The sequence below is a fragment of the Paractinoplanes toevensis genome, from assembly GCF_018332695.1.
Classification (GTDB): domain Bacteria; phylum Actinomycetota; class Actinomycetes; order Mycobacteriales; family Micromonosporaceae; genus Actinoplanes; species Actinoplanes toevensis.
The window spans coordinates 37,127-48,624 of record NZ_BOQN01000050.1 but is presented as its reverse complement, the minus strand read 5'-3'; the positions used below and the strand labels follow the sequence as shown (position 1 = coordinate 48,624).

11 protein-coding genes are annotated in these 11,498 nt (G+C 73.1%); 5 read left to right on the top strand and 6 right to left on the bottom strand.

Annotated elements, in window-relative coordinates:
* Positions 1–8: 8 nt before the first annotated feature.
* Positions 9–674: a TetR/AcrR family transcriptional regulator gene (locus Ato02nite_RS18295; protein WP_213007765.1), complete on the bottom strand. Its 666-nt coding sequence runs from the start codon at positions 672–674 to the stop codon at positions 9–11.
* A 100-nt stretch (positions 675–774) separates the two neighbouring features.
* Here Ato02nite_RS18295 and Ato02nite_RS18290 point away from each other — a divergent pair, with 100 nt between their 5' ends.
* Entirely contained in the window at positions 775–1,707 is a 933-nt protein-coding gene (locus Ato02nite_RS18290) for an SDR family NAD(P)-dependent oxidoreductase (RefSeq protein ID WP_213007764.1), read from the top strand.
* A gap of 853 nt (positions 1,708–2,560) precedes the next feature.
* Here the strand turns inward: Ato02nite_RS18290 and Ato02nite_RS18285 are convergent.
* The 3 genes from Ato02nite_RS18285 to Ato02nite_RS18275 are packed head-to-tail and all read right to left on the bottom strand — an operon-like array spanning position 2,561 to position 4,835.
* Complete coding sequence (locus tag Ato02nite_RS18285; RefSeq protein WP_213007763.1) at positions 2,561–3,304, bottom strand: hypothetical protein; 744 nt, start codon at positions 3,302–3,304, stop codon at positions 2,561–2,563.
* Positions 3,301–4,140, bottom strand: a complete 840-nt coding sequence (locus tag Ato02nite_RS18280) for a hypothetical protein (RefSeq protein WP_213007762.1) — start codon at positions 4,138–4,140, stop codon at positions 3,301–3,303. The genes Ato02nite_RS18285 and Ato02nite_RS18280 overlap by 4 nt, the downstream gene beginning before the upstream one ends.
* On the bottom strand, positions 4,137–4,835 hold the full coding sequence (locus Ato02nite_RS18275; protein ID WP_213007761.1) for an ABC transporter ATP-binding protein: 699 nt from the start codon (positions 4,833–4,835) through the stop codon (positions 4,137–4,139). The genes Ato02nite_RS18280 and Ato02nite_RS18275 overlap by 4 nt, the downstream gene beginning before the upstream one ends.
* Before the next feature lie 131 nt (positions 4,836–4,966).
* Here Ato02nite_RS18275 and Ato02nite_RS18270 point away from each other — a divergent pair, with 131 nt between their 5' ends.
* Positions 4,967–5,812: a sensor histidine kinase gene (locus Ato02nite_RS18270; protein WP_213007760.1), complete on the top strand. Its 846-nt coding sequence runs from the start codon at positions 4,967–4,969 to the stop codon at positions 5,810–5,812.
* Positions 5,809–6,477 carry a response regulator transcription factor gene (locus Ato02nite_RS18265; RefSeq protein WP_213007759.1) on the top strand — a complete coding sequence of 223 codons (669 nt, stop codon included), beginning with the start codon at positions 5,809–5,811 and terminating at the stop codon, positions 6,475–6,477. Before Ato02nite_RS18270 ends, Ato02nite_RS18265 begins: the two co-directional genes overlap by 4 nt.
* On the opposite strand, the gene Ato02nite_RS18260 is transcribed toward Ato02nite_RS18265, so the two are convergent.
* Positions 6,464–7,129 carry a response regulator gene (locus Ato02nite_RS18260; RefSeq protein ID WP_438873051.1) on the bottom strand — a complete coding sequence of 222 codons (666 nt, stop codon included), beginning with the start codon at positions 7,127–7,129 and terminating at the stop codon, positions 6,464–6,466. The genes Ato02nite_RS18265 and Ato02nite_RS18260 overlap by 14 nt on opposite strands.
* Positions 7,126–8,469: a sensor histidine kinase gene (locus Ato02nite_RS18255; RefSeq protein WP_213007758.1), complete on the bottom strand. Its 1,344-nt coding sequence runs from the start codon at positions 8,467–8,469 to the stop codon at positions 7,126–7,128. The genes Ato02nite_RS18260 and Ato02nite_RS18255 overlap by 4 nt, the downstream gene beginning before the upstream one ends.
* Positions 8,470–8,601: 132 nt before the next feature.
* Here Ato02nite_RS18255 and Ato02nite_RS18250 point away from each other — a divergent pair, with 132 nt between their 5' ends.
* Positions 8,602–9,258: an ABC transporter ATP-binding protein gene (locus Ato02nite_RS18250; RefSeq protein WP_213007757.1), complete on the top strand. Its 657-nt coding sequence runs from the start codon at positions 8,602–8,604 to the stop codon at positions 9,256–9,258.
* Positions 9,255–11,498, top strand: coding sequence for an ABC transporter permease (locus tag Ato02nite_RS18245; protein ID WP_213007756.1), 2,244 nt, complete (start codon positions 9,255–9,257; stop codon positions 11,496–11,498). Before Ato02nite_RS18250 ends, Ato02nite_RS18245 begins: the two co-directional genes overlap by 4 nt.

The following is an 11,498-nucleotide window of genomic DNA, read 5'->3' as shown; positions in this document are numbered from 1 at the left end:
CGAGCGGCTCAGTCGCGCGGCAGGGTGCCCATGATCGCCGTGATGATGGCCAGCCGCAGCGAAGGTTGCAGGTCCAGGTGGATCGCGGCCAGCGCGGGCTCGGCCTGGTAGGCGGCGAGCACGCTGGGCGGCGGCGAGCAGTACGCCGACAGCGCACCCGCCATGATCGTGGCCTGCAGGCAGACCGTCTGGGCGCCGTCGCCGACCTCCGGCAGGTAGCGCCGGACGAGGCCGACCATCTCCGCGAGGCTGCCGAGCACGGCGTGCTTGTGCCGCATGACAACCTCGACCGAGACGTTGTGCTCCAGGACGCCGCCTTGTGCCCCGAGCAGATCGCACAGCGCCACCCGGCCGGCCAGCGAACGACTGAAGACCTCGGCCAGTTGCTCGGCCCGCTCGGCCGCGGGCCGTTCGGCGTCGACGCCGGCGGCGAGCTCACCGGTCAGCTCGGCCAGCCAGTTGTCGAGGAAGTAGTCGAGCAGTTCGAGCAGCACCGCCTCGCGGGACTCGAAATAGCGCAGCACGTTCGACTTGGCCAGGCCGACGCGCCGGCTGAGCTCGTTGAGGCTCAGGTCGGCCACCGGCATCTCGTCGAGCATTGCCGCCGCTGTGTCCAGGATCGCCCGGCGACGGAGTTCCCGCTGCTCATCACTGCGGGCTCGCTGGAAGGTCATGCCGCCAGCCTAGCTTAAAGACCGTCGGTCTCTTGACAAAAGACCACCGGTCTCTTAGCGTTCTCGCCATAACAGACCGGCGGTACTTTAGGAGGACGACATGAGCGAGAAGTGGACCGAGCAGGACACCCCCGACCAGCGGGGCCGAGTGGCGATCGTGACCGGCGCCAACACCGGCCTGGGCTTCGCGACGGCTCAGGCGCTGGCCGGGCGCGGCGCGACGGTGGTGCTGGCGGTGCGAAACGTGGCGAAGGGCAAACAGGCCGCCGCCCGGATCGCCGGCGACGTGGCCGTGCAGGAACTGGATCTGACCTCACTGGAGTCGATCCGGGCCGCGGCGGCCGACCTGCGCGCCGCCCACCCGCGCATCGACCTGCTGATCAACAACGCCGGGGTGATGTACACGCCGAAGCAGACCACCCGGGACGGCTTCGAGATGCAGTTCGGCACCAACCATCTCGGCCACTTCGCGCTCACCGGCCTGCTGCTCGACCGGCTCCTGCCGGTGCCCGGTTCCCGGGTGGTGACGGTCAGCAGTGTCGGCCACCGCATCCGGGCCGCGATCCACTTCGACGACCTGCAGTGGGAGCACTCGTACGGGCGGGTCGCCGCCTACGGCCAGTCCAAGCTGGCCAACCTCATGTTCACCTACGAACTGCAGCGCCGCCTGACGGCACACGGCACGACGGTCGCCGTGGCCGCACACCCCGGCGTGTCCAACACCGAACTGGCCCGCAACTCACCGGCGTTCCTCCGCCTGCCGCTCACCTGGCTCGCGCCCCTGATCACCCAGAACCCGGCGATGGGCGCCCTGCCCACCCTGCGAGCCGCCACCGACCCGGCCGTCCAGGGCGGGCAGTACTACGGCCCCGGCGGCGTCGGCGAGGTTCGCGGCCACCCCCGGCTGGTCTCCTCCAGCCCTCAGTCGCACGACGTGGCTGTCCAGCAGCGCCTGTGGACGGTCTCCGAGCAGCTCACGGGCGTCGAGTTCCCGATCGGAGCGCAGCCGCGGCAGCCCGCCGCGCGACCGTAACCCCGTGCCGCCCGCGTGGCGCGGTCCCGCGTTGTGCCTGAGGGCAGCTCTCTCGCCCGCTGGTGGGAGAGGGCGCCGGCGGGGCGAGCCGGCGCCGACGCGCGCCTACGTCGTCCGGCCACGCCCCGCCATAGGTGATCTCCGGTTGGCGGTCATGGCGATTGCTTCGACTTGCCGGACCTGAGGGCGCGTGCCACTTCGGCCATTGCCTTGATCGCCTCAACGCACTTTTCTCTCGGCGCGCGGATCAATGCAACAACGAACATGATCACTATTGCTGTGAGCGGGGCACAGACGACCAAAACGATGGTCAACTGAGCGTTTTCCGCGAGGGGCTGTAGGACCGCAGGGACCATTGCGAGAGGCCTCGTCTAAGGTGCGGGTCACGGTCAGCGCCGCGGCAGTACTGACGGTATCAGCTTCGTCGCTCCGTGTGAGCAATGTGGACGAAGGGCGTAGTCATATCCGCAGGCCAAATGGCTGAATTCAGCCGTTGACCGCAGGTACGGCGACGACGTTCCGTACACAAGCTCGGGTGGCGCCCCCTCCGGAGAGGTCGTGCGTGACGACGTGCTCCGCAAGAAGGTGACCCGCGCTTGGGCGACAGGCTAGCCCATGAGCCCAAGTTTCTCGGTCCGACGTGAACATCGACGTTCGGGCCGGGAAATCCGCCACGTGGTGGTGAAGGCCACGCTGATGCGGGGCCAGCCCAGTCTCGATGTGGTAGCTGTACGGCTCCGTTTGACGACGGTGTGGCCAGACTCGCGGCGGTGGGCTCCGGCACCCGCCAACTCGCAAACGCCGCGCGATCCGGCCATTTCCGCCGCTTCGGCGAGCCGGCCGACACCGGCTCTCAGGCGTCCCGTGAGTGGAAGGCGGCGGCCGCGACCGACGTGATCAGTGCGGTCCAGATGAGTAGGACGGCGGCGCCGGTGGCCGGTCCGAGCACCGGGTCGGCGCCCGGGCGGTAGAGGAGGCTTCCGGCGCGGTCGGGCAGCCAGCGGGCGTGCTCGGTGAAGCCGGACAGCAGCGGTGAGACGACGAGCACGAGAGCGAGCATGCCCGCCAGTGACGGGACGAGTGATCGGAGAAGGACGGCCAAACCGAGGGCGAGCAGGCCGATCAGGACGAGATAGACCACCGCACCGGCCGCCGCCCACCCGCCGCCGGCCGCCGCCCACCCGTCGAGCTCCCGTGCCGGGCCGTCGCCTCGGACCGCGCGGGTCAGCCAGGCCGCCGCGAGCCCGGCACCGATTGTCGCGACGCTGGTGGCCGCGGCCACCAGCAGGTAGGCGACGGCCTTCCCGGCCAGGAGCCGGAGCCGATTCGGCGTCGCGGCCAGCGTGGTGGCGATCTGGCGGCCGGCGTACTCGCTGGCGGCGGTGAGGATGCCGATGAGGATTGGTCCGGCCTGGAGCAACGGGACCGCTTGGGTCACCACCCGCCCGGCGTCCGGGCCGGCCGGGGCGGAGGATGCGAGGGCCGCGGCGAGGAGGGCTCCGGCGGCAACCGTGCCGGCCACGGCGCCGCGCGCTGCGGGAAGACCGCCGAGTTTGATGAGTTCGGCGGTGGCCGTGCGGGCGAGGGTCCTGGTCATGCGTCGCGCCGGGTGAAGACGGTGGCCGACACCGCGAGGAGTCCGAGCGTCCAGGCGGCCATGACCAGTCCGCCGGGGAGCGGGTCGAGTGCGCCGGGGAACATGTCCAGCGGGTCGTCGCCGTGCAGGCGCAGGCCGGCCAGGTCGGGGAGGTAGTAGGCCAGCGACGTGAGGTGCGTCAGCAGGATCGAGACCGACACCACGGAGCTGTTCACGATGCCGGCGATGAGCGGGATGATGCCGCTGCGGGTCAGGACCGTGATCGCCAGGACGATGAGCCCGGTCAGCATCCAGTAGAGAGCCGTGCCCGCGGCGCGGGCCGCCGTTTCGCCGAGCGTGGCGGCGGGGAACGGGGTGCCGATGATGAGGTGCGCCAGGGCGAGGCACGCGGGGATCGTGATCGCGGCCGTGGCCAGGACGAGGACCGCGGCGGCGGCGACCTTCGCGGTGAGCAGGGCGAGCCGGCCGGGTGTCGCCGTGAGGGTCGCGGTGATCTGCCGGCCGCCGCCCGCGTCGGGGCTGTTCGCGGTGTATTCACTGCTGATCACGACGACGCCGAGGATGACCGCGCCGACCGTGCCGAGCGGGAAGGCGGAGAACGCCGCCTCGACCGGGGAGGTGTAGCCGACCTGCTCCGGCTGCCCAGACCGGAGGGCGTTGCGGACGCTGACGGCGTTGAGCACGGTGATGCCGAGCGAGCCGAGCATCGCGACCGCCAGTGCGCCGCGGCTGGCCGGGAGGGTGGCGGTCTTGCGCAGCTCGGCGGCGACCGCGCGGACGAGGGTCGTCGCGGGCTCGTGGGAGCCGGTCGTCGCGGGCTCGCGGGAGCCGGTCATTGCGCGCCCGTGAGAGCGAAGAAGGCCTCCTCGAGCGAGGCGTGCCCCGCGATCACCCGGTCGAGCGGGCCCGCTGCCACGACGCGCCCGCCGGCGATGACCACCAGGTCGTCGGAGATCTCGGCGACCTCGCTCATCAGGTGACTGGAGAGCAGGACGGTGCCGCCCGCGTCCGCGTGCCCGCGCAGCAGGCCGCGCATCCACCGGATGCCCTCCGGGTCGAGGCCGTTCACCGGCTCGTCGAGCACCAGGGCCGCCGGCTCGCCCAGGAGCGCGGCGGCGAGCCCGAGCCGCTGCCCCATGCCGAGGGAGAACCGGCCGACCCGGGTGCGCCCGGCGCCCGCGAGGCCCACCTGGTCGAGCACCTCGCGCACGCGATGCCGGGGGATGCCGGCCGCGCGGGCGACCCAGGCGAGATGGTTGCGGGCGGTGCGGGAGCGGTGGGCTCCGGAGCCGTCGAGCGTGGACCCCACCGTCCGCATCGGGTCGGGCAGGTCCCGATAGTGCTTTCCGTCGATCAGCGCGGTGCCGGAGGTGGGCCGGTCCAGCCCGAGCAGGATGCGCAGGGTCGAGGACTTGCCCGCCCCGTTGGGCCCGACGAACCCGGTGACGCGGCCGGGCAGCGCCTGGAACGTGACGTCGGAGAGCACGGTGCGGGAGCCGTGGCGCTTGCTGAGGCGGGTGATGGAAAGCATGGATCCATGCCACCAGGCGGCCGCGCCGAATTCATCGGACCGTGGGCCGGTCCTCGGCCGGCTTCCTCCGTCCCTGGTCCCTCCGACCCAGGTCGGATCCGCCCGGACGCCGGCGAATCTAGACTCGCCCGATGGAAACCGACCGGCCGGCCTGGCGCTCACGAGTGTGGATCGTCGCCGTCACCGTGCTGGTTCTCCTCGGGCTCGCCCTCACCACCACCGGCTTCGCCACGCCCGCGTCCGCCTGGGCGACGCTCGCGGCCGTCGCCGGCTTCACCGTCGCGGTGGTCGGCTGGGCCCTCATCCGCACCAATGCGCAGCGCCGCCGCTATGAGGACGAGTTGGCGGCCTGGGCGGCGGAGCGGGCGGCGCAGGGTGAGCGGCTGCGCATCGCCCGCGAGCTGCACGACCTCGCCTCGCACGGCCTCGGCCTGATCACCGTCCGGGCCGCCGCCGCGGGCGCCGTGACCGGGCCGGCCGGCGAGGCCGAGCGGGTGGCCGCGCTGTCCGACATCGAGCGGGTCAGCCGGCAGGCCACCACCGAGCTGCGGCGCATGCTCGCCGTCCTGCGCACCTCCGGCCCCGCACCGCTGCGGCCCGGCGACACCCTCGACGATCTGCCGGCGATCGTCGAGGCCGCGGGGATGACCGCCACCCTCGAGGTCGAGAAGCTGGGTGACGTGTCGCCCGGCGTGCAGCTCACGGTCTGTGCCATCGTCCGCGAGGCTCTGCACAACACTCTCCGGCACGCCGGCCCGGTCGGCGCCCGCGTCGCGGTCCACCGCGACGGCGACACCATCATCGTGAGCGCCCGGGACGACGGCCCCCGCCCCGGGTGGCGGCCACAACCGGGGGCCGGCCACGGCCTGCACGGGTTGCGTGAGCGCGTGCAGGCCCTCGACGGCACCCTCCGGGCCGGGCCGGCCGACGACGGCTGGCTGCTCGCCGCGCGCATCCCCGACCGGGGCACGGCATGATCCGGGTGATCATCGCGGACGATCTGGCCCTCCTGCGGCACAGCCTCGCCGTCCTCATCGACGAGGCCCCCGACCTGGCGATGGTCGGGGAGGCCGCCACCGGTGACGAGGCGGTGGCTCTCACCCGGACGCTGAAACCGGATGTCGTGCTGATGGACATCCGCATGCCGAGCATGGACGGCATCGAGGCCACCCGCCGCATCCTGGCCGGCGACGAGGCGCCCCGGGTGCTGGTGCTGAGCATGTTCGAGCTCGACGAGTACGTCTACGGGGCCCTCCGCGCCGGAGCGTCCGGTTTCCTGCTCAAGGACGCCCGCCCCGATCAGCTGCTCGACGCGATCCGCCGCACCCACGCCGGTGAGTCGTTGTTCGCCCCGGCGATCCTGGCTCGCCTCGTCGAGCACTACGTGCAGCGGCCCGCCGTCGGGCCGGCCCGCGGGCCGGACGTCCTCACCGATCGGGAGACCGAGGTGCTCACCCTCGTCGGGCGGGGACTGTCCAACGACGAGATCGCCGCCGACCTGATCATCGCCGTCCGGACCGTCAAGACCCACATCGGCAACCTGCTCGCCAAGCTCCCGGCCCGCGACCGCGCCCACCTGGTCATCGCGGCCTACGAGCACGGGCTGGTGGCGCCGAAGCCCGGCGAGTTCAGGAGGGGGTGACGAGGCGGGTCTCGTAAGCGACGACCACGGCCTGGACCCGGTCGCGGAGGCCGAGCTTGGCCAGCACCCGGGCCACGTGCGTCTTCACGGTCGCCTCGGACAGGAAGAGCCGGCCGGCGATCTCGACGTTGCTCAGGCCCTGGGCGATCAGGGTCAGCACCTCGCGTTCACGGGGTGTCAGCGTGGCGAGGTCGCGGTGCAGGGGCGATTCGCGCGGCTGGGCCGTGGTGAAGCGCTCGACCAGGCGGCGGGTGATGCTCGGGGCGAGCAGGGCGTCGCCGTCGCGGACGATGCGGACGGCGGCGACCAGATATTCCGGGGTGACGTCCTTGAGCAGGAAGCCGCTGGCGCCCAGCCCGAGGGCCGCGTAGACGTAGTTGTCCAGGTCGAACGTGGTCAGCATGATGACGCGGGGCGGTTCGGTGCCGGCCAGGATGCGGCGGGTGGCCTCGATGCCGTCCATGTTCGGCATGCGGATGTCCATCAGCACCACGTCGGGGGCGGTGCGCCGGACCGCGTCGACCGCCTCGGCGCCGCTCTCGGCCTCGCCGACCACGTCGATGCCGTCGGCCATGAGGATCATCCGGAAACCGGCGCGCACCAGCGCCTGATCGTCGGCGATCACGACCCGCACCGCAGGCACGCCGTTCATCGGGTCTCCAGGGGAAGCTGGGCCTGGACCCGGTAGCCGCCGGTGAGGCGCGCGGCGGCCTGCAGGGTCCCGCCGTAGACGGCGATTCTCTCGCGCAGGCCGGCCAGGCCGCGGCCCGTCGAGGTGGCGGAGTCCGGGGTCGGCAGGCCGCCGGTGTCGGTGACGGTGATGCGCAGCCCGTCCGGCGAGTATGCGACGTCGACCGTGGCCCGGGCGCCGGAGGCGTGTTTCACGGTGTTGGTGAGGGCCTCCTGCACCACCCGGTAGGCGGCGAGTTCCAGGCCGGCCGGCAGGGGGTACCGCTCGCCGCTCGTGGTGACGGTGACGTCGATGCCGGCGTCGCGGACCCGGTCGACCAGTGGGGGCAGCTGGGCCAGGCCGGGTTGCGGGGCGAGTGTGTCGTCCTCCGCCGCGGCCAGCAGGCCCATCACGCCGCGTAGCTCGCCGAGGGCCGCCCGGCCGCCCTCCTCGACCGCCAGCAGGGCGTCGCGGGCGGCTTCGGGCGCGGTGTCGAGGACCTTGCGGGCGGCGCCGGCCTGGATGACCATCATGGACACGTTGTGGGTGACGATGTCGTGCAGTTCGCGGGCGATCCGGGCGCGTTCCTGCCGGGTGGCGTCGCGCAGGGCGTCGGCCCGTTCGGAGCGGAGCCGGTCGGCCCGCTGGCGCCAGGTGCGCATGCCGTTGACGGCCAGCCCGATCGGCAGCAGCACCAGGAACGGCACCCAGGCGACCGGCACGATCGGAACGGCCAGGTCGGGGAAGGAGCTGAACAGCAGCGCGGCCAGCGGCAGCGCGGCCAGGGCCCACATCCGGTAGGGGCTGTACGCGGCGGCGCTGTACCCGGCGATCACGCAGGCGTAGAAGGAGACGCGCAGGATGTCGGTGCTCGGTTCCACGCCGTGCAGCGACAGCACCGTGATGCCGAGGATGCCCATCAGGGTGGCGAGGGGATAGCGGCGTCGCAGCAGCAGCGGGAGGATCGCGGCGATGGCGATCCAGCCCGGCCCCTGCGGATCGCTGAGATCGTTCTGGTAGCGGTCGATGGGCGTCGGCAGGCGGGGGAGATCAGGGCCTCCCGGCGGATCCGGCATATCGGGGAGATCGGGCAGATCGGGGAGCTGCACGATCGTCACCGCGTCGTTGGTGGTGTCGAACAGGTGGTCGGTGATGTCGGTGCCGCTGAGCGCCACCACGATGAACACCGCGACGAGCAGCGCGTCGAAGGCCCAGTTGCGGCGGGTCATCCGCGGCTGCGGCCCGGAGCGGCGCAGCGCCCGCCCGACCGGTGGCAGCGCCCGGAAGCGGCGCCACCGGGTGAGCGGCGGATCAGCGGTCATCGGCTCATTGTGTCCGGCCGGGCAAACCGCACGCATCCATCGCTCGACTACGCCGCAAGGATGACCCCGGCCGGCGAAGGCGCTCTCCCGGCCGACGACGGGGGTGCCCGGGTGTCCCTAGCGTCCCCAACCATGATTGACGTCGTAGATGTGAGCCGCCGCTACGAGGGTGACCAGGCCGCCCTCGACCATCTGAGCCTGCATGTCGCCGAAGGTGAATGCCTGGCGCTGCTCGGCCCGTCCGGCAGCGGCAAGTCGACCCTGCTCAACCTCATCGCCGGCCTGGATCGCCCGACCGAGGGCACCGTCACGGTCGGCGGCACCCGGGTGGACCGGCTGGGTGAGGCCGCCGCGGCCCGCTACCGTCGCGCCACCATCGGCCTGGTCTTCCAGTTCTTCAACCTGCTCGACGACCTGACCGTCGCGGACAACGTGCTGCTGCCCGCGCAGATCGCCGGCCGCCCGGCCGCCGGTTCGCGCCGCCGCGCCGCCGAACTTCTGGAGACGCTCGGCATCGACCGGCACGCTCAGGCCTACCCGGGCCGGCTCTCCGGCGGGGAACGGCAGCGGGTCGCGGTGGCGCGGGCGCTGATGAACCGGCCGCCGCTGCTGCTGGCGGACGAGCCGACCGGCGCGCTCGACACGGCGTCCGGCGCGGAGGTGCGCAAACTGCTGGTCGACCTGCACGCCGAGGGCCAGACCATCGTCCTGGTCACCCACGACGAGGTCCTCGCGGCCGCGGTCGCCACCCGGACCGTACGCCTGGTCGACGGGCAGGTGGCGGCGTGAGCGCCATCCGGACCGTGGTGCGCGGTGCGCAGCGCCGCCGCGTCTCCACGATCGTGATCGTCGCGGCGACGGCGATGGCGGTCACCGCGACCGTCCTCGCCGGCCTGTTGCTGGCCGCATCGTCGGCGCCGTTCGCCAACGCGTTCGCCGCGCAGCACGGTGCCCACCTGACCGCGCTCTTCGACGCCGCGAAGACCACCGAGCAGCAGGTCGCGGCCACCGCCTCGCAGGCCGGGCAGGCGGCCGGCCCGTTCCCGGTGGCCACTGTCGCCCCGAAGCAGGACGGCGGCCCCGGCCCCGGCCTCCCACCGCTGACGGTGGCCGGCCGGGCGGACCCGGGCAGCGGCCCGATCGACCGGGTCACCCTGCTGTCCGGGCGCTGGGCCCGCGCCGCGGACGAGATCGTGATCGCCCGGACCAATCTGCGGCTCCCGGCCGGGACCACCCTGACGGTGGCGAACGGGTCCACGCTGAAGGTCGTCGGCGAGGGCCGGTCGATCAGCCGGACCGCGCAGGGCTGGATGACCCCGGGCGGGGTCGCCGCGCTGGGTCAGACCGGCTGGCAGATGCTCTACCGCTATGCCGACGCGGGCACCGAGGCCGCGATGACCGCCCACCGGACCGCGCTCGGTGGGGGCGCGCAGACCCAGAGCTGGCTGGGCGTACGCGATGACGCCGCGCACCGCACCCAGCTGTTCGTGCCGTTGCTGAGCGCGTTCGGGCTGATCGGCCTGGCCCTGGCCGCGCTGGTCATCGGGAACGTCACGGCGGGCACGGTCGCCTCGGCCACCCGCCGTATCGGTGTCATGAAGGCGCTCGGCCTGACCCCGGCGCAGGTGGTGCGGGCCTGCCTGGCCCAGGCCCTGATCCCGGGCCTGATCGGCGCGGTCCTCGGCATCGTCGCCGGCGATCTGCTCGCGGTGCCGTTGACGGCGGACGTCGCCGAGCTGTTCGGCACCGTCCCGATGTCGGTCACCCCGTGGGTCGACGCCGCCGCGATCGTCGCCGCGGTGCTGGTCATCGCCGCGACCGCGGCACCGGCCGGGTGGCGGGCGGCCCGGCTGCGCACGGTCGACGCACTCGCCGTCGGCCGCACCCCGGCCCACGGCCGGGGCCGCCTCGCCGCCCGCCTGGCCGCCCGTTCCCGGCTGCCGAGGCCGTTCAGCCTCGGGCTCGCCCAGCCGTTCACCCGGCCGGCCCGGCTGCTGGCCATGCTGGTGACGATCGGACTCGGGACGGCGGCCGCGACGTTCGCGATCGGCCTGGCCGTCTCGCTGCGGCACGTGCAGGCCGCCGACCAGAAACCGAACACCTCGGCCGACGTGCTGGTCCTGCCGCCGATGGACGCCGCCGACCGCACCGACCCGCGCGCCGTCCTCGACGCCACGCCGGGGACCGGGAGCTACTACGGTCGCGGACCGGCCGAGGTCGCCGTGGACGGGCTGCGCGAGACGGCCCGCGGCACGGTCACCACGGGCGACGCCCGGGCGGCCGGGTACGAGATGCTCGACGGCCGCTGGTACACCGCACCGGGCGAGGCGGTCGTGACGACCGGTTTCCTCACCGCGACCGGCAAGCACGTCGGCGACACCGTCACCGGGACCGGCCACGGGCCGCTGACCCTGGTCGGCGAGGTGTTCGACGGCAGCGCCAACAACCACCTCTACACCGATGCCGCCAGCCTGCCCGGCCCGCAACCGGCGCTGGAGTGGTACATCAAGCTCGCCCCCGGGACCGATCGCACCGCCTACCTGGTGGCGCTGCAGGGCCGGAACCTGCAGGCCGAGGCCACCCAGGCCGAGGGCGCCGACGGGACGCTGGTCATCCTCGACTCGCTGACCGCCCTGCTCACCGCACTGCTGGTGTCGGTGGCCGGGCTCGGCGTACTCAACGCGGTCGTCCTCGAATCGCGTGACCGGGTGCATGACATCGGCGTACACAAGTCGGTGGGAATGACCCCGAAGCAGACCGCCGTGATGGTCGTCGCGTCCGTCGGCATTCCCGGCCTGGTCGGCGGCGTAGCCGGCGTCCCGGCCGGCTGGCTGCTGCACCACTGGGCGGTGCCGGCCATGGCGCACGGCGCCGGCATCCGGCTTCCGCAGAGCACCATCGACGTGTACGCGCCGGGCCTGCTCGCCGTGCTGGCGCTGGCCGGCCTGGTGCTCGCGGCCGGCGGTGCCCTGCTGCCGGCCGGGTGGGCCGCCCGGACCCGGACGGCGGTGGCGCTGCGCACCGAATGA